We start from the raw sequence: 16,809 nt of genomic DNA, 5'->3' as shown, positions 1-16,809 counted from the left end.
TTAACTTTATTTTACTCCGGTTGAGACTTTTGTCCCAGCCCCTTTTTAATGGCTGCCATTTGATGCTTTCGTTTGAAGTGTATACTCAGACAATCATTATTTAGAGTGATCAGGCCTATTTGTGATTTTTAAAGATTAGTGAAGGCAGCTTGCTTACGTAAACATGTCTCACTGATAAGGATGAGCTCTTAATCATGATTAGTAAGGCTAAATTGAAGCTAAAATAGAAGGATAACGCAATATGTGCGTTACCTACCGACCTCAACGTGTCTGTTCATAATCTTTGACGAAAGGGTATGACTGATCCATAGGATGTGACAAGGACAATAAGCACTTGCAGCTCTTTACACAACAAAGAAAGTAAGAATGATCTAACTACTTTATATAGGGGGCCGTTAGATCAAAGTATGTCTCTATATCAGTCAGGACTTCATCGATGGCTGACTGCCAGAATCCTGGTTGTGTCAGGTCAGCGTTCAAATGTTTGTAAGCTAGCTCTTCTGTCGTCATACTGGCTGTATCTCTAAGCAGTTTCCGGTAATCTTCCTCAAAATCAGTACCTTTGTGTTTAGCATAGGAGTATATGCCCAAACTGAAAAGGAAGCCAAAAGTGTAAGGGAAATTATAAAAAGGGACGCCTGTAATATGGAAATGCAGCTTACTTGCCCAGAACATAGGGTGATAACTCTCAAGAGCATTGTCAAAGGCCTCTTTTTGTGCTTCTTCCATCAGCTGACTCAGTTCCTTCTCATCAAGAAGGCCTGACTGACGCTGAGCATAAAATCGTGTCTCAAAAAGATAGCGGCTGTGAATGTTCATGAACATGACTGCCGCCCGTGAAATTTTACTGTCCAGCAGAGCAATCTTTTCTTCGGTTGCATTTGCTGCCGCGACGGTGGCATCACTGATGATCATCTCACAGAAAGTCGAAGCTGTTTCAGCTACATTCATAGCATAACGGCGATTCAGATGCGGCAGATCACGCATGACATGGCTGTGATAGGCATGTCCCAGTTCATGAGCCAGTGTGGAGACATTGCTGGCTGAGCCGCCAAAAGTCATAAATATACGCGACTGTCTGCTTACCGGCAGATTCGAGCAGTAAGCACCGGGCCGCTTGCCTTCTCGGTCCTCGGCTTCGACCCAGCTATGTTCAAAAGCGATTTCAGCGAGCGCCTGCATCTCAGTGCTGAAAGAACCGAAGTGCGTAGTTACAAAGGTCTGAGCTTCTTCAAAAGAATACGTTTTGGGCTCAAAGGTCCCTAAAGACAAAGGAGCAGTCACATCTGCCCATCCAAGCTTATCTTTTCCCATCAGAGCTGCTTTGCGGTCAAGAAACTCAACCAGTTTGGGCTTGTTTTTTGTAATGGTTTCCCACATCGTATCCAGTGTCTGCTGCTCCATACGGTTATACTCCAGAGCGGGTCTGAGAAAATCATTTTCACCTCTTAGCTGATAAGTTTTCAGTCGAAAGCCTGCCAGATGATTTAAAGTATCAGCAAACATCGGTGCTTTTTCTTTCCAGGCGTGTTCCCAGTCAGATAAAATCTGTGACCGCACGGTTGGGTCCGGATGGCCGATCAGCTTGTTTGCTGCTTGTCCAGCAGACAAAAATTTTCGAGCACCATTCATCTCAACAGGCACTCGGATACTGTTGACAAGTGACTGATAAACATTACTGAAACCTTCCAGTCCATCGAGAGAAAGCTGCTGTATGATGCGTTCTTCACTTTCTGACAGCAGCTTTTGTCCTTTTTTTCTTTTTTCGTTTAAATTAAATCTGCTCACCTGCAGCTTTTCATCTGACAAAAGCGCTTCCCAGGCATCATCTGGGATGGCTTTGATTTTTTTCATGAATCGGGTTTCTACATCACTTAGCTGACTGCCAAGCTGGCTCAGCTGGTTAACACGTTTTGCTGCTTGACTGTCGTTCACGTCGGCAGATAAAAGACCTCTGGCAAAAGTAGAAGCCTCAGTGAGGCGGTCAAAAGCCTCTTCACGACACAGCAAAAAGTCAACCAGGTTACCGGCTTCACTGGCCCCGCTTTCTGAACCCCAGTCCTTTATTAGTGCTTCAGCTTTGCCGATCACTGTTCTTGTTTCCTCTATGAATGTGTGCAAAGCGGTTGAACTGCTTCCCCCTTCAAATACGGTGTTCATGTCCCATGTCAATTTCTTTGGCATTATTTCTCCCCCTTAATAGAATGTGTCCATTGTATCGTTTTTTACTTTTCATATAAAGAGACATCAGTTAAACTGAGAGTATGCAAACAAGGAGGCTCTTATACATGAAAAGTAAAGCAAGTACAGCGGACAATCTGTTTCTGCTGATGGCATTTGTAGTTATGGGTATTTTGTATTACAGTTCCTCCATGAGTTACCAGGACCAATCGATTCAGTCCAACCTTCAGAGGTGGTTGGCTAATGAACCACTTAGAGGCTTACTTGAAGGTGTCCGCTTTACATACGCCGGAAGCGAAGTCAGCATTGAAGCAAGCAGTTACATAGGGTTTATCGAGTTTTTCATCCGCAAAGCTGCTCATTTCATCTCCTATTTCTTTCTGGGACTATTCTGGTTTCTTGGTTTGAGAAATCGGATGGACAATGTTTATTTGACGTTGCTGATTTCGGTCATGCTTTCAGCGGGGTATGCTTCTTTCGACGAGCTCAGGCAATCATTCAATCCTGACCGGTCTGCACTCATGGAAGATGTTGTCCTGGATACTGCTGGGGCGATAGCGGGCAGTGTGATAGCCTTGGTGTCAGCCCGTCCGCGATCAAAGGGGAGCAGACGCCGGGCAGTGCAGAGAAGGCGCTGATTTGAAGCGTGTGTAAGCGCAACCGATGAACTTGTATCTCTGTGATATTTTGGTATAATAACAGAGGATTACAGACATTACTTATCAGGAAAGAGGAAGTATAATGGCAGGACATTCAAAGTGGAAAAACATCCAGCACCGTAAAGGCGCACAGGATGCCAAACGAGGAAAAATCTTCCAGAAGCTATCTAAAGAAATTTATCAGGCAGCGAAAGATGGAGGAGCTGATCCTGAAACCAATGCGGCTTTGCGTCTGGCAGTCGATAAAGCCAAATCAAACAATATGCCCAATGACAATATCGACCGGGCAATTAAAAGAGCGACAGATTCTGGTCAGGGAGCAGACTACAAGGAAGTGCTGTATGAAGGATATGGACCGAATGGGATAGCGGTTCTCGTTTATGCATTGACGGATAATCTGAATCGTTCAAGCACTAATATTCGGGTAGCTTTTGATCGTAACGGCGGGTCCATGGGAGAAAAAGGCTCCGTTAATTACATGTTTGACCGGAAGGGGTACATTGCAATTAGCCGGGACGGACTGCATCTGGATGAAGATGATATGCTGATGCACGTTCTTGAAGCCGGTGGAGAAGATTTGGAAACATCCGATGAAGTGTTTGAAATCTATACTGAAGCTCAGGCTTTTGCGGAAGTCCGCGATGCGCTTAAAGCGGAAGGATTTACCTTAGATCAGTCAGAATTGACCATGATTCCACAGACAACACTTCCTGTACCGGAAGACAAGGCTGACGTATTTGAAAAACTGATTGATGCGCTCGAAGATGATGATGATGTGAGCGAGGTTTACCATAATGCAGAAGTGTAAAACAAGTAAATAGTGAACCAGCCTGCTGACAGCAGAATTATTTTTGCTGTCAGCAGGTTTTTTTCGTCAGTTTTGAAATGAAAAGACAGTATATATAGTAGCAGGAAAAAAGAATAGGAGGGTGGCCGAACTGGATACTGAATTATTTGCAACACATCTGCTGACTTTAGCAGAAGCGTATAAAACAAGTGATGTTCATATTCTGCCTGAACAGAAGCATTATGATTTATATTTCAGACTTAACGGGCAGATGAGCCGGCAGTTTTATTTGGACAAGGCTGAAGGGGGGAAGCTGATCAGTTATTTTAAATTTCTGTCCAATATGGATGTGGGAGAAAAAAGGAGGCCTCAAAGCGGGTCCATGACTTTTAAGCTGAAAGACAAAACACTGGACCTTAGGTTTTCAACCATCAGCAATTACCACAGTCAGGAATCACTTGTGATTAGATTGCTCAAACAAACTGAAGATAACAGCAAAAATTTTGGTTCTTTCTTTTCCTATGAATGGAAGCAGCTAAAAAAACTGATTGATGCGCGCTCAGGACTCCTTCTGTTTGCCGGTCCTGTGGATTCGGGCAAAACAACAACGATGTATCATTTAGTGAAAAATCGGCTGGAAGGCGAAAAACAACAGGTCATTACAGTGGAAGATCCAGTTGAAATCGAGGAAGCAGCCTTTCTGCAGTGCCAGGTGAATGAAACAGCGGGGATATCGTATGAACATCTGCTTAAAAGTTCGCTCCGTCATCATCCGGATGTCATTATTGTAGGGGAGATAAGAGACGAAGAAACAGCCAGAATGGTCGTGAGAGGTGCGCTTACGGGCCATCTAATCGTAGCCTCCATCCATGCCAAAAATTGTCAGGGGGTGCTGTCTCGTCTGATGGAACTGGGAATCAGCCAGCCACTTCTTCAGCAGACGCTTATAGGCATTGCATTTCAGAACCTGGTTCCTCTTTATTGTCCTCTTTGTGAAGCTAACTGCCAGACTTTTTGTGGTCATTACCCGAGAGACCAGAAGCGAGCAGCATTGTTTGAAGTGAAGAGTGGCAAGCAGCTAAAAGAATGGCTACAGGCCGACCTAGAAGATGACCGGTTTGACAGTAAGCAAAACAGAGACTTCAATCATCTGCTGACGAAAGCGAGGACGTATGGCTATATTTCAGAAAAAACCTATGAGCGCTTCACATTACCGAACTAGCAAAGTATTTCAGCAGCAAGGAATTTTTTTAAGCCGGCTTGGCCGATTATTAAGGGAGGGTTTCTCCATGCGTGAAAGTCTGCTTTTCCTTGAAAGTCTAGGAAAGGGAGAATGGAAAGAAAGGACGTTAAGTATAAGAGGAGAGATTGAACAGGGCGCCAGCCTTGGAGAGGCGCTGGAGAATCAGGGTTTTCCTGACTATACGTGCACCCGGCTGTTCTTTGCACTTCATCATGGTCAGTTTCATCAAGCAGTTTCCGATTCCGGCCGCCAGCTGATCCGGCAGGCTGAAAAGAGGCGGAAACTCCACGCAGTTATGCAATACCCGCTGATGCTGCTTATATTTGTAGGGGTCATGCTGTTTACCATGCGCTATGTGTTGATACCTCATATTGAGCAGATTGCCTCTTTTCAGTCAGGTGAGATGTCTTTAAGTACTTGGCTGATTGTCAAAAGCGTTTATCATTCTCCAGTCATTCTGCTGTTCTGCGCCCTCTTGGCAGGAGTTGGTCTAGGAGTCTGGCGCGGGCAGAACAAAAAGCATTCACCGGTTGATAGACTGAATCGTCTGATGCGCTGGGATATAGGAGGTCTGTTGGAACTGTATTGGAGCCAGTTCTTTGCTCATGAATGGGGCCTTTTGATTAAAGGAAGCTGCAGTTTACGTGAAGTGGTTGTCATCATGCAGGGCAAGCAGAGTTCGCAGCTGAGTAAGAATGCGGGGCATATGATTGAAGAAGAGCTGCTTCATGGAGCTGATTTTTCTGACTCTTTAGCTCAGTTTGCGTTTTTGAGTCGGGAGGTTCGGGAAGTAGTCAGACAGGGAGAACGGTCCGGCAAGTTGGGCTATGAACTGGAACTCTACGCTCAGCACTGCGAAGAAGACTTTGACCGAAAAGTGGAGCAGCTGATGAACTGGATCCAGCCCGTTGTTTTTGCCGGAGTAGCTCTGGTCATCGTTGCCATTTATGCAGCCCTTTTGCTGCCTACTTTCAGTATTATGGACACACTATAAAAAGAAAAAAGGATGAGTTATATGTGTAAAGTGCTAAAAAAACGGTTGCGTCAGGACAAAGGATTTACGCTGATTGAAATGACCTTGGTACTGTTCATCATATCAGCATTGCTGCTGCTTTTTATTCCTAATCTCACTGGCAGGCAGGATAAAGCTGACAATACAAGTACACAAGCCATGGAGACAGTTCTGCAGTCACAGGTTGAGCTGTACAGGATGGATGTGGGTTCGCACCCCGAAAGTTTCGAGTCAATGAAACAGGGTAATTACCTGACATCCAGTCAGGTCGAGCGCGCTAAAAAAGATTTCAATCTGTCGGGCGGTCAGGTTATACGCAAGTAAGCTGATGAAGAAAGGAGCGTAAGGTATGCTGAAACAGGAAGATGGGATGACGATGATCGAGAGCCTGCTGGTCCTTAGCCTGGTTTCTGTGATCATCAGTATGCCGGTGGCCCATTTCAAACGTCTTTCAAAAAGAACTGAAACGGAGTTATTTATTGAAGCAATGAGTGCCAGTCTGACCTTAGTTCAGAATTATGCTGTTTTAAATGATGAATGGACCGTCGTTGAGTTTAAACCCTCCCATAAAGAAGTCTCCTTTCGTGTAGTTGGCCGCCGAGGACATCCTATAGAGCATACACTGGTCTTGCCTGATCACCTGCAGATGCTGAACAATGGAATGGAATTTCGTTTTTCAAGAAAGTCCGGAAATATTGGGACGTATGGACCCGTTCGCTTCAGGACTCCGGAAGGAATGATAGAATTTGCTTTTCAGATGGGGAGTGGGCGTTTTGAGATCAGAAAGCCTGAATAATGATGCGGGATTTATTCTGATGGAAGCACTGGTCAGCTTGAGCATCCTGGTACTTCTGACTGTGGGAACCTTGCCTTTGTTTAGTGATCTGTTTCTGCTCAGAAAGCAAGATAAACTCTATACAGAACAAGCACGGGTTCTTTATGAAACAGCTTTGTTCTGGGATCCGCACACGACAACGGTCACTTCTTCTGACAGTGGGGCATGGGAGATACATTCCAGTTCTTTTAGCATCAAGGTGAAAGGAGTGGCAGGTGATCAAAATGAACTTGAAATTTTGTCAGTCATGCCGTCGAAATGACAGAGGCTTTACCCTCATCGAAGTATTGATTGCCTTGACTGTTATGGCGGGAAGTGTTCTTTTATTCTCATTAGCCCTGAGTCAAATCAGTTATGGCAGAGACAGAGTAAACGATGACCGGCAAATTGAATGGCATCTGTTTTTAAACCAACTAGAATATGATCTGCAGGACAAGACGTTCCTTGATTCACATGCTAGCCGTTTTCGACTGGAAAAAGTAGAGGAAGGCCGAACTAAAGACATATACAGTTACAGTCTTTACCAGAACATGTTAAGGCGAAATGTCAATGGCTTGGGACATCAACCGATGCTTATGCGCATCCAGTCGCTGAACGTCAGTCAGGCGCATGAAAAGCTGGTTCTGACGGTGGTTTTTGACAATGAGGAGACGTATACAGCTAACATAAAAGTGAGGCTCACTAGCGATGATCGAAATTGAAAAAATAAGCGTATTCAAATCCGAAAGAGGAGGAACACTGATCTCGACCCTGCTGTTTGCACTCTTCTTGTCTCTGTTCATTTCGTCAGCTGTTCTGGTCCTAAAGCATCAGGCCCTCCAGTTTAAGCAGACTGCTTATGCATACGAGGCTAAAGCGATGATTCAAATGACTGAACGTTTAATCACAGTGACAGAAAGCAAAGGTCAGCCCTGTCCTGAACGTGTGCTTTTCAATCAGGGAAAAACGACAGTCGCTCAACTTTCCAAAGATCGCTATCAAATCACTGCTGTCCTCTCTAACAACTACACGAGCAAAAAGACTGTTCAGCTACTACCTGTTCCGGTAGAGGACAGCAGGCAGGAGACCTCCCAGCTCAAAGAACCAGAAGAGACTGGTGAGTCCATGGCATCGGATTTTTCCAAGGATATAGATGAACACGTAAATAAAGGTGTCAAAGAGGAAGGGATGGAAGACGCTAAGATGGAGCAGGATACGATTGAACTTGACCAGGCAGATCCAAGGCGTCATATAATAAAGAGTCTGGAACAAAAGGAAACCCATGCAGACAATCAGCCAATCACAGCAAAGGAGGCGGACGGGAATTAACGGTCTGATATAGGCTTAAGGAACAAGTTAAAACAGTTAAAAATCACCTGGTAAAAAGTACTGTGCTATGTGCAGTGCTTTTTTGCTTTTTGGCAAAAATGGTTACAGAAAAAGCCCCCAGTGTGTTCGTTTCTTTTTCAAGTCAGCTTTGCTATAATGAAAAAGAATGGAAAACGTACTATAAATAGACTAAAGAATAGGGTGTTTTGATGTCACGAGTACAAGCAATTCAGAATAAAATGAAAGCACAGGGACTGGAAGCTCTGTTGCTGACAAGTTCATACAATTTACGTTATGCTTCCAATTTTACCGGCTCGACCGGACTGAGTGTAATCACTCTGGATAAAGCCTATTTTGTTACTGATTTCCGCTATACTGAACAGGCCGCTGAACAGGCCGCAGGCTTTGAAATTATCAAGAATACAGGTCCAATCTACGACGAAGTCAAGCGAATTGTTGAAAAAGAAGACATTTCTTCTCTGGCCTTCGAGAAAGACTTTGTTACGTTCTCTACTTATGATCAGCTGAACACGCTACTTCCCTGTGAGCTGAACCCTGTCAGCGGGCTGGTTGAATCGCTTAGAGAAGTTAAAGAAGCAACTGAAGTCGACACGATCAGGCAAGCCATCCAAATCACTGAATATGCTTTTAATGAAATTTTGAATTATATCAAACCAGGCATAAAAGAAATTGACGTAGCCAATAAACTTGACTTTCTGATGAGAGAAAAAGGTGCATCCGGAGTCTCTTTCGACACCATTGTGGCCAGTGGTAAACGTTCGGCCATGCCTCATGGAGTGGCAAGCGACAAAATCATTGAACAGGGGGACATGATTACCATTGATTTCGGCTGCTACTATAATGGCTATGTTTCGGACATGACCCGGACCTTTGCACTAGGAGATCCAGGAGCAGAACTGAAAAAAATTCACCAGATTGTACTGGATGCGAATCTCAAAGTGACGCAACAGGCAAAAGCGGGTGTGACGGGTAAGGCCCTCGACGCGGTGGCAAGAGACTATATCAGGGAACAGGGCTATGGAGAAGCATTCGGGCATTCTACCGGACACGGAATCGGCTTGGAAGTGCATGAGGGTCCTGGCATCCACTTCAGGAATGAGTCTCCCTTGGTTAAAGGCAATGTCATCACGAATGAGCCGGGGATTTATTTGCCGGGACTGGGTGGTGTCCGCATAGAGGATGACCTGCTGATTACTGAAGACGGGAATGAAAACTTGATGACGGTCAGTAAGGAACTGATTCAGCTGTAGGTTTTCTTGCCTCGCAAAGCGAATTGTAAATAGGTTTTCATATTAAATCATGGTACAATGAGAAGAGCAATAAAACGCGTTTTTTGACATGCCGTGTTTTATATTAGGAGGAAATAGAATGATTTCAACAAGTGAATTTAAAACAGGATTGACGATTGAGTATGATGGAAGCATCTGGAGAATTATGGAGTTCCAGCACGTCAAGCCGGGTAAAGGAGCAGCTTTTGTTCGCTCCAAGTTAAAAAATCTGCGAACAGGTGCGATCCAGGACAAGACTTTCCGCGCCGGAGAAAAGATGGAAACAGCTCACATCGAGACGAGTTCCATGCAGTACCTTTATGAGAACGGTGGCAACCACGTCTTTATGGATACTTCCACTTACGAACAGCTGGAGATTCCTGAGGAACGTATTGAAGACGAGCTGAAGTTTATGAAAGAAAACATGCAAGTTGAAATCATGATGTACGGCAGCGAGCTGCTGGGTGTGGAGCTACCCAAGAAAGTTGAACTGAAAGTAGTGGAAACAGAGCCGGGGATTCGTGGTGATACGTCTGGAGGAGGATCCAAGTCAGCTACCTTGGAAACAGGAGCAGTCGTAACGGTCCCCTTGTTTGTCAATGTAGATGATGTATTGATCATTAATACTGACGAGAAGAGCTACGTATCGCGTGCTTAAATAGGAAACAGAACACGATAAGGAGGAACGAAAATGGGTGAAAAGATTATCGACACAAACCACAGCAATCTTTTAGGTGAAATTGAAGTGGCACCGGAAGTTCTAGAAGTCATTGCTGGCATCGCTGCCAACGAAGTGGACGGCGTTTATGCTATGCAAGGCAAATTCACCAATGCCATGAAGAATGTGTTCGGGAAAATCAACCATAAAAAAGGTGTACACTTGAATACAGACGAAGACGGTCTGAAAGTCGACATCTACTGCTACTTTAAATTTGGCGTCAATGTGCCGCAAGTGGCAAAAACGATCCAGCAGCGCGTACGCGAACAAGTCCTGCATATGACTGAGATCTCTCTGGCGGAAGTTAATATTCATATTGCAGATATCGTACCTGAAAAAACTACAATCCAAGAGCTGTTCGACTTGGATACGGAAGAAGATGAATAATAGTGACTACCGTTAGGCGTGTGATAAGGGAAAAGGCTTTTCAGGCACTTTTCCAGCTGTCCACACATGAAGAATTGACGACTGATCAGGCAATTATGCTTTCGCTTGAAAGTTCACTGCCGCTCAATGAGGAACGGACAGTAGAAGAAGCGATGAAAGCCGCTTTACCTGAAGAAAAGAATACTCAGCAAATCGTTACCGACGCTTTGCACTATTTGAGAAAACTGGTCGTTGGAACAAGAGAGCAAGTTGATCTGATTGACCAGACGATTGAAAAGCATCTGAAAAACTGGTCATTGAACCGGCTCGAGCGCACCAACTTGCTCTTGCTGAGACTGGCTGCTTACGAGCTGCTTTTCGAACCGGATACAGATAAGCGTATCGTGATGAATGAGGCTATTGAACTGGCTAAAACCTTTAATGACGAGAAGGCCAGCCGGTTTATCAACGGTGTGCTCCAAAGTATTGTTGATGAAAATCAAGTTTAAGCACTTTTTTCTGTCTTGAGCGTAAAGCATTCAGTTTTGGACAATCAACAGTGAAGCAGACAGCAGAAGAGGGCGGAAAAGTAGAGTGGCACGTGCATTCTATTTTTTTGCTCTTTTTATTTTCAGCCTGTCCAAGCAAATGAAAAAAGGAAGGAGAATTGCATGGCAGAGGACTATTTGACCGTCTCCCAACTGACGAGTTATATTAAAAGGAAATTTGACTGTGATCCTTATCTGGAAAAAGTATTTGTCAAAGGTGAGATATCCAATTACAACCCTTACCGCAAGAATACGCATCAGTATTTCAGCATTAAGGACAAAGGGGCAAAATTATCTGCCGTACTCTTCCAGCGGGAAGCCAAAAAAATGACCGTCGAGCTTGAAGATGGCATGAGTGTGATGGCTGTCGGCCGACTTTCACTATATGAAAAAAATGGAACGTATCAGCTTTACATCGATCATATCGAACCGGAAGGACTCGGACAGCTGTATGCGGCATATGAGCAGACAAAGAAAAAACTGGCTGAACAAGGCTGGTTTGACGCGGAAAGAAAAAAGGAACTCGTCCGCTTTCCTAGAAAGATTGCTGTTGTCACAAGTGCCAGTGGTGCGGTTATTCGTGATATTCAGACTACTCTTGACCGTCGCTTCCCTATCGCAGAGCTGACGCTTTTTCCAACCGTTGTTCAAGGTGAAAAAGCAGCGGACTCCATCGTTAAAAGTATCGAAGCTGCTGACCTCGAAGGTGTGTTCGATACAATCATCGTGGCCAGGGGAGGTGGATCGTTTGAAGACCTCTTTCCCTTCAACGAAGAGCGTGTAGCACTCGCAATTGCCAAAGCACAGACCCCGCTTATTTCATCTGTCGGACATGAAACAGACACCACTTTGTCTGATCTGGCAGCCGATGTTAGGGCAGCGACACCGACAGCAGCCGCAGAGCTGGCTGTTCCCCTGCTAACAGAAGAGCTGGCTCGAATTGACCGCACAAGACAGCGGCTTACACAAGCTGTGCAGTCTCAAATCCGACAAGAAAAAGACCGGCTGAGCCGTGTGCAGCGCTCTTATATTTTTAGACAACCTAAAAGACTTTACGAGGGCTACAGTCAAAATCTGGATCAGCTCACTGAGGAGCTTCTCAGGCATACGGAGCAGCAGCTTAATACTGTCAGACAGCAGATTCAAATAACTGATCAGCGGCTCAACAGCTACAATCCTCTGGCGCTCATCAAACAGGCTGATAAAGATAATGTGAGACTTTTTCAGCAGCTGACGGGCGCAATGAATCATCGTTTCCAGCAGGAAACGCGGGAGCTCAACCACCTGATTCAGTCTTTAGATTATTTATCGCCGCTAAATATACTGGGACGGGGCTATGCGATTACAAAAAAAGAGGAGACCGTCGTGAAAACAACTGCACAAGTCAGACCAGATGACGAGATTCAGGTGATGCTGCATGATGGGAACTTGAATGCAGTGGTTTCTATTGTGGAAAAAAAAGAAAGGTCTGACAGAGACGATAAGGAGAATGTATAATGAACAAAGAAAAAACCTTCGATGAAGCAATGAAGGAACTGGAAAGTATCGTTGATAAGCTTGAGCAAGGAGATGTACCTTTGGAGGAAGCACTGGACCAGTTCCAGGAAGGCATTAAGCTAAGCAGGCACTGTAAGAATATCATTGAAGAGGCTGAAAAAACTGTGACTCAAATGGTCAGTGAATCAGCTGAAGAAAAGGAAGCAGAATGAATGTTAACCCACAATTTCATTGGGGTTAACATAATATTTACAGTCCACAACAAAAAAGTTTTCAGGACAGTTAAAGGAGCAGCAGATGAAATTTATAGATTTTTCGAAGACACACAAACAGCCGTTTGAGGCATTTATGCTGGGAACCATCAAGGAAGACAGCGGGACTCAGCTGGAGGAAGCTATGCGCTACTCACTTAAAGCCGGTGGGAAACGGCTGCGCCCGCTGATCCTGTTTGCTGTTGCAAAAGCATTTGGACAGAAGGTAGAGTCCATTTACGCGTTTGGAGCTGCGCTGGAGATGATTCATACGTATTCACTGATCCATGATGATTTGCCGGCTATGGACGACGACGATCTGAGAAGAGGTATCCCGACCAGTCACATCCAATTCTCTGAAGCAACGGCTATACTCGCTGGCGATGCGTTACTGACGAAGGCGTTTGAACTGGTGACTGAAGGGGAGGCATCCGACGAAGTGAAAGTCAAGCTGGTCCGTTTACTGGCGGAAGATTCAGGACATGCCGGCATGGTCGGCGGTCAGCAGGCTGACATGAATGGTGAGCACAAACAGTTGACAGTGGAGGAATTGGAATCAATCCATGCCAGAAAAACAGGCCGACTGATTCATTTTGCCTTTTATGCTGGTGGCCTGCTTTCTGGCGTTCAAACTGAAACCTTGATTGACCTGAAAGAAATGGCTCTGGCTTTGGGTATAGCTTATCAGATCAAAGATGATATCCTGGATGTTGAAGGAGACGAGAAAGAATTAGGTAAGCGGACAGGTGCAGATGCTAAGCTGGGCAAAAGTACATATCCCGGCTTGTTGGGTATCTCGGAAGCGCATCGGTGGTTCAAGGATAAACTGGATCTGGCTTTGACATTGAATCAGCAAATTGCTGAGCGAGAAACGACATATGATCAAGAGCTATTGGCTTCTTTTGTTGAATCTTTTCAGTTTGCAGAGTGAAGAGGATGAATAAATGAAAAAAAGAAGAGCAGATGATTTGCTGATTGAGCAGGGGTGGGCAGAAGATCGCCAAAAAGCTATGCGCCTGATCATGTCAGGTAAAGTGTATACAGACAAAGAAGAGCAGATTTTTACTGCTGGAGAGAAATGGCCAGAGACAACCCTTGTATATGTCAAGGGAGCGGAACAGTTGTATGTTAGCCGTGGCGGTCAAAAACTTGAGCATGCACTGGAACACTTCGGTATAGATCTTTCAGGTAAAACTGTACTCGACATTGGCTCGTCCACAGGAGGCTTTACCGATGTATCGCTACAGAAAGGAGCAAAGCTAGTCTATGCCCTTGATGTAGGAACCAATCAGTTGGCCTGGAAACTGAGGGTCGATCCGCGTGTTGTTGTAATGGAACAGACCAATTTTAGGACCTCCAGACTCCAAGACTTTACTAAAGGTCAGCCTGACTTTGCATCCATCGATGTATCTTTTATCTCTTTGGAAAGGATTTTTCCAGTTTTAAAGGATATTCTAGCTGAAAAAGGGGAAGTCGTCGCCCTTATCAAACCGCAGTTTGAAGCGGCAAGAGAAGAAGTCGGTGAAGGTGGGATTGTTTTGGATCCGGCTGTCCATGAGGCGGTCCTAGAACGCATATTAATTTTTCTGCTGAAACATGACTTCCAGGTAGAGGGACTGATTCCTTCTCCAATAAGAGGCGGAAAAGGGAACAAAGAATATTTAGCGTATATTAAAACGGGAGTGGACGGGTCCCCGTCACAGGCGGATCTGTGCAGCAAACTGCTTACTCAAGATCTTTTCACTTCTTGAAATTCATAAATAACAGGGGCTATTCAGTTATGTGTATTACGGTTAAAAGATCATGAGAAGTTATTTAATTGGAACTTGCATGGAAATACAGTATAATCAATGTGAATATACTGTATAAATATACTAGTATTGCCGTCGCATAATGGCTTAGGAGTGAATGCATTGAAAAAGAAAGAAAGACATCAGCTGCTGAGGCAGCTCGTCCAGCAGAGTGTTATACGCAAGCAGGAAGAATTTGTGGATATCCTCCAAAAAAGAGGGATTGACATTACGCAGGCCACCATTTCTCGGGATATCAAAGAACTCCAGTTGATCAAAGTCCCGGCAAAAGATGGAGGCTATCAGTATAACCTTCCTCCAGACATGAACTACAATATTTCAAAGAAACTGTCACGTTTCATGAAGGACGCCTTTGTATCGGTCGATACGCAAAAGGAGTTTGTGCTGATCAAAACGCTGCCCGGTAATGCTTTTGCCTTGGGTGCATTGATTGAAACAGCGAACTATCAGGAAGTGTTCGGTTGTATAGCCGGAGATGATACCGTGCTGATCATCTGTCGTGACGAGGAGAGTGCCGAGCGTTTCCAAAGAAGGATTATTTCCTACATTTGATCAACGAATTGAACAGGAGGCCTATCTTTGCTGGAATCATTAAAAATAAAAGATTTTGCAATTATTCAAAAACTGACACTGGAATTCAATCAGGGCATGACAGTCCTGACTGGAGAGACAGGAGCCGGAAAGTCGATCATTATTGATGCAGTCGGCCTGCTTGCGGGCGGGCGGGGGTCAAGTGAATTTGTCCGCTACGGATCTAAAAAATGTGTACTAGAAGGACAGTTTTCCTACAAGCGATCAGCCGCTTTAACGGCTCTACTGGAGCGCAATGCCATTGAAGAAGAGGATCAGACCCTGCTCGTTCAAAGAGAGATCTTTGCTACAGGAAGAAACGTCTGCCGGATCAATGGCAGTATGGTTACTATTGCAGTCCTGAAGGAAATCGGTATGCGCCTGATCGATATTCACGGTCAGAATGAACACCAGGAACTGATGGTTCCTGAAAATCATATCCATTTGCTTGATCAGTTCGGACCAGCTGAGCTGAGTAGCAAGAAAGAGGCCTACCGTTCTGTGTTTGCCGAGTACCGTCAGCTGGAGAAAGAAAGACGGAATTGGCATGACAATGAGCAGGAACTGGCTCAGCGTCTGGATATTCTCAAGTACCAAGTAGAGGAGATCAAGGCAGCTAATTTGAAAGTCAATGAAGAGGAAGAACTTAAGGAAGAAGAACAGAAACTGTCTAATCATCAAACAATCGTTGAAGCCTTATCTCTGAGTTATGCAGCTCTGCAAGGGGAAGAGTCCAGCGGTCTAGATCTGGTTGGACGGGCGATGGAAAATATGGACAGTATTGCTGAGATGGACGATACATTTAAGCAGATATCTGAGACTATATCAGCAGCCTTTTTTCAGCTTCAGGAAGCATCCAGCGATTTGTACCGAGAAATGGATCATCTGGAATACGATGAAGGGCGTTTGAATGATATCGAAGAACGCCTCAACTATATTCAGCAGCTGAAGCGCAAATATGGGCCGTCTGTTGAAACTATACTGGCTCACTACGATCAGGCCCGACAGGAACTGGATAAAATTGAGAACCGCGAAGAACAAGTGGATATGCTGAGCAAAAAAACAGCCCAGCTTGAAAAGGAAGCCAAGAAACTCGCTGAAGACCTGACAGAACTGCGCAAGCAGACTGCAGTGAAGCTGGAATCGGCTATCCTGGACCAGCTCAAAGAGCTGTATATGGAGAAAGCACAATTTTCAGTTGTTTTCAAAAAAGCTAAAAGTGAACCGGAGACAGGCAATGCTCTGACCGAAATGGGCCAGGACAAGATTGAATTTTATGTATCGACCAATCCAGGGGAGCCTTTAAAGCCGCTTGCACGAGTGGCTTCAGGAGGAGAGCTGTCCCGCTTAATGCTGGCTGTCAAGACTCTCTTCTCCAATGCACAGGGAATCACTAGTATTATTTTTGATGAAGTGGATACAGGGGTCAGTGGTCGTGTAGCCCAGGCTATTGCAGATAAAATTTATTCAGTAGCCCGTCATTCTCAGGTTTTATGTATCACGCACCTGCCACAGGTAGCAGCGACAGCAGATCAGCATCTGTACATTCAAAAAGATACTGACGGAGAACGAACCAGCACCCGTGTGGAACAGCTGGCTGAATCCAAGCGGACGGAAGAAATTGCCCGGATGCTTTCAGGTGATGAACTGACTCAGCTGACCCTTGAAACAGCGAGTGAACTGCTGAAACTGGCAAAACGGAAGAAAAAATAAAAAATCCCTCTGACCGCTCAA

Annotated in this window: 20 protein-coding genes; 19 read left to right on the top strand and 1 reads right to left on the bottom strand. The window is 44.9% G+C overall.

All coding sequences use genetic code 11. The features are described from left to right. Positions 1-375: 375 nt before the first annotated feature. The gene (locus ADIAL_RS08780; protein ID WP_034302690.1) at positions 376-2,184 is read right to left on the bottom strand and encodes a M3 family oligoendopeptidase; all 1,809 of its coding nucleotides are present in this window, start codon (positions 2,182-2,184) and stop codon (positions 376-378) included. Positions 2,185-2,288: 104 nt separating this feature from the next. Here ADIAL_RS08780 and ADIAL_RS08775 point away from each other — a divergent pair, with 104 nt between their 5' ends. The 19 genes from ADIAL_RS08775 (at position 2,289) to recN (ending at position 16,788) form a co-directional block, all read left to right on the top strand. After that, a complete protein-coding gene (locus ADIAL_RS08775) occupies positions 2,289-2,819 on the top strand; it encodes a VanZ family protein (RefSeq protein WP_034302687.1) in 531 nt (176 codons plus the stop codon). A gap of 103 nt (positions 2,820-2,922) precedes the next feature. Then, a complete protein-coding gene (locus tag ADIAL_RS08770; protein ID WP_034302685.1) occupies positions 2,923-3,648 on the top strand; it encodes a YebC/PmpR family DNA-binding transcriptional regulator in 726 nt (241 codons plus the stop codon). A gap of 121 nt (positions 3,649-3,769) precedes the next feature. Beyond that, positions 3,770-4,849 carry a competence type IV pilus ATPase ComGA gene (gene comGA / locus ADIAL_RS08765; protein WP_269317829.1) on the top strand — a complete coding sequence of 360 codons (1,080 nt, stop codon included), beginning with the start codon at positions 3,770-3,772 and terminating at the stop codon, positions 4,847-4,849. Continuing rightward, complete coding sequence (comGB, locus tag ADIAL_RS08760) at positions 4,800-5,864, top strand: competence type IV pilus assembly protein ComGB (protein WP_081757786.1); 1,065 nt, start codon at positions 4,800-4,802, stop codon at positions 5,862-5,864. The genes comGA and comGB overlap by 50 nt, the downstream gene beginning before the upstream one ends. Positions 5,865-5,885: 21 nt before the next feature. Next, on the top strand, positions 5,886-6,206 hold the full coding sequence (gene comGC / locus ADIAL_RS08755; RefSeq protein ID WP_034302681.1) for a competence type IV pilus major pilin ComGC: 321 nt from the start codon (positions 5,886-5,888) through the stop codon (positions 6,204-6,206). A gap of 25 nt (positions 6,207-6,231) precedes the next feature. Then, entirely contained in the window at positions 6,232-6,678 is a 447-nt protein-coding gene (gene comGD, locus ADIAL_RS08750; protein ID WP_034302679.1) for a competence type IV pilus minor pilin ComGD, read from the top strand. Beyond that, the gene (locus ADIAL_RS08745) at positions 6,656-6,979 is read left to right on the top strand and encodes a hypothetical protein (protein WP_034302677.1); all 324 of its coding nucleotides are present in this window, start codon (positions 6,656-6,658) and stop codon (positions 6,977-6,979) included. The genes comGD and ADIAL_RS08745 overlap by 23 nt, the downstream gene beginning before the upstream one ends. Beyond that, entirely contained in the window at positions 6,942-7,418 is a 477-nt protein-coding gene (gene comGF / locus ADIAL_RS08740) for a competence type IV pilus minor pilin ComGF (RefSeq protein ID WP_034302676.1), read from the top strand. The genes ADIAL_RS08745 and comGF overlap by 38 nt, the downstream gene beginning before the upstream one ends. Then, positions 7,405-8,025 (top strand): hypothetical protein, encoded by a 621-nt coding sequence (locus tag ADIAL_RS08735; protein ID WP_034302674.1) that lies wholly within the window; start codon positions 7,405-7,407, stop codon positions 8,023-8,025. The genes comGF and ADIAL_RS08735 overlap by 14 nt, the downstream gene beginning before the upstream one ends. Positions 8,026-8,231: 206 nt before the next feature. Then, on the top strand, positions 8,232-9,296 hold the full coding sequence (locus ADIAL_RS08730) for a M24 family metallopeptidase (RefSeq protein WP_197017790.1): 1,065 nt from the start codon (positions 8,232-8,234) through the stop codon (positions 9,294-9,296). A gap of 118 nt (positions 9,297-9,414) precedes the next feature. Continuing rightward, entirely contained in the window at positions 9,415-9,972 is a 558-nt protein-coding gene (gene efp, locus ADIAL_RS08725; protein ID WP_034302669.1) for an elongation factor P, read from the top strand. Positions 9,973-10,005: 33 nt separating this feature from the next. After that, positions 10,006-10,419 (top strand): Asp23/Gls24 family envelope stress response protein, encoded by a 414-nt coding sequence (locus tag ADIAL_RS08720; RefSeq protein ID WP_034302666.1) that lies wholly within the window; start codon positions 10,006-10,008, stop codon positions 10,417-10,419. 2 nt (positions 10,420-10,421) lie between these two features. Further along, on the top strand, positions 10,422-10,907 hold the full coding sequence (gene nusB / locus ADIAL_RS08715; protein WP_034302663.1) for a transcription antitermination factor NusB: 486 nt from the start codon (positions 10,422-10,424) through the stop codon (positions 10,905-10,907). A 162-nt stretch (positions 10,908-11,069) separates the two neighbouring features. Next, positions 11,070-12,443, top strand: coding sequence for an exodeoxyribonuclease VII large subunit (xseA, locus tag ADIAL_RS08710; RefSeq protein ID WP_034302660.1), 1,374 nt, complete (start codon positions 11,070-11,072; stop codon positions 12,441-12,443). After that, positions 12,443-12,655 carry an exodeoxyribonuclease VII small subunit gene (locus tag ADIAL_RS08705; RefSeq protein ID WP_034302657.1) on the top strand — a complete coding sequence of 71 codons (213 nt, stop codon included), beginning with the start codon at positions 12,443-12,445 and terminating at the stop codon, positions 12,653-12,655. Before xseA ends, ADIAL_RS08705 begins: the two co-directional genes overlap by 1 nt. An 85-nt stretch (positions 12,656-12,740) precedes the next feature. Beyond that, complete coding sequence (locus ADIAL_RS08700; protein WP_034302654.1) at positions 12,741-13,625, top strand: polyprenyl synthetase family protein; 885 nt, start codon at positions 12,741-12,743, stop codon at positions 13,623-13,625. Positions 13,626-13,638: 13 nt separating this feature from the next. Beyond that, complete coding sequence (locus ADIAL_RS08695; protein ID WP_034302651.1) at positions 13,639-14,445, top strand: TlyA family RNA methyltransferase; 807 nt, start codon at positions 13,639-13,641, stop codon at positions 14,443-14,445. A gap of 162 nt (positions 14,446-14,607) precedes the next feature. Then, entirely contained in the window at positions 14,608-15,057 is a 450-nt protein-coding gene (argR, locus tag ADIAL_RS08690) for an arginine repressor (protein WP_034302648.1), read from the top strand. A gap of 27 nt (positions 15,058-15,084) precedes the next feature. Then, a complete protein-coding gene (gene recN / locus ADIAL_RS08685) occupies positions 15,085-16,788 on the top strand; it encodes a DNA repair protein RecN (RefSeq protein WP_034302645.1) in 1,704 nt (567 codons plus the stop codon). The last annotated feature ends 21 nt before the right edge of the window (positions 16,789-16,809 follow it).

The organism is Alkalibacterium sp. AK22 (genome assembly GCF_000585255.1).
Classification (GTDB): domain Bacteria; phylum Bacillota; class Bacilli; order Lactobacillales; family Carnobacteriaceae_A; genus Alkalibacterium.
This window is presented reverse-complemented; position numbering and strand designations above follow the sequence as displayed.

Excerpts from the sequence above, each read along its gene's own strand:
- ADIAL_RS08695 (WP_034302651.1), top strand. The coding sequence starts at position 13,639 with ATGAAAAAAAGAAGAGCAGATGATTTGCTGATTGAGCAGGGGTGGGCA.
- xseA (WP_034302660.1), top strand. The coding sequence starts at position 11,070 with ATGGCAGAGGACTATTTGACCGTCTCCCAACTGACGAGTTATATTAAA.
- ADIAL_RS08700 (WP_034302654.1), top strand. The coding sequence starts at position 12,741 with ATGAAATTTATAGATTTTTCGAAGACACACAAACAGCCGTTTGAGGCA.
- comGB (WP_081757786.1), top strand. The coding sequence starts at position 4,800 with ATGGCTATATTTCAGAAAAAACCTATGAGCGCTTCACATTACCGAACT.
- ADIAL_RS08720 (WP_034302666.1), top strand. The coding sequence starts at position 10,006 with ATGGGTGAAAAGATTATCGACACAAACCACAGCAATCTTTTAGGTGAA.
- ADIAL_RS08770 (WP_034302685.1), top strand. The coding sequence starts at position 2,923 with ATGGCAGGACATTCAAAGTGGAAAAACATCCAGCACCGTAAAGGCGCA.
- ADIAL_RS08775 (WP_034302687.1), top strand. The coding sequence starts at position 2,289 with ATGAAAAGTAAAGCAAGTACAGCGGACAATCTGTTTCTGCTGATGGCA.
- comGC (WP_034302681.1), top strand. The coding sequence starts at position 5,886 with ATGTGTAAAGTGCTAAAAAAACGGTTGCGTCAGGACAAAGGATTTACG.
- ADIAL_RS08735 (WP_034302674.1), top strand. The coding sequence starts at position 7,405 with ATGATCGAAATTGAAAAAATAAGCGTATTCAAATCCGAAAGAGGAGGA.
- efp (WP_034302669.1), top strand. The coding sequence starts at position 9,415 with ATGATTTCAACAAGTGAATTTAAAACAGGATTGACGATTGAGTATGAT.
- comGF (WP_034302676.1), top strand. The coding sequence starts at position 6,942 with ATGAACTTGAAATTTTGTCAGTCATGCCGTCGAAATGACAGAGGCTTT.
- ADIAL_RS08780 (WP_034302690.1), bottom strand. The coding sequence starts at position 2,184 with ATGCCAAAGAAATTGACATGGGACATGAACACCGTATTTGAAGGGGGA.
- comGD (WP_034302679.1), top strand. The coding sequence starts at position 6,232 with ATGCTGAAACAGGAAGATGGGATGACGATGATCGAGAGCCTGCTGGTC.
- ADIAL_RS08705 (WP_034302657.1), top strand. The coding sequence starts at position 12,443 with ATGAACAAAGAAAAAACCTTCGATGAAGCAATGAAGGAACTGGAAAGT.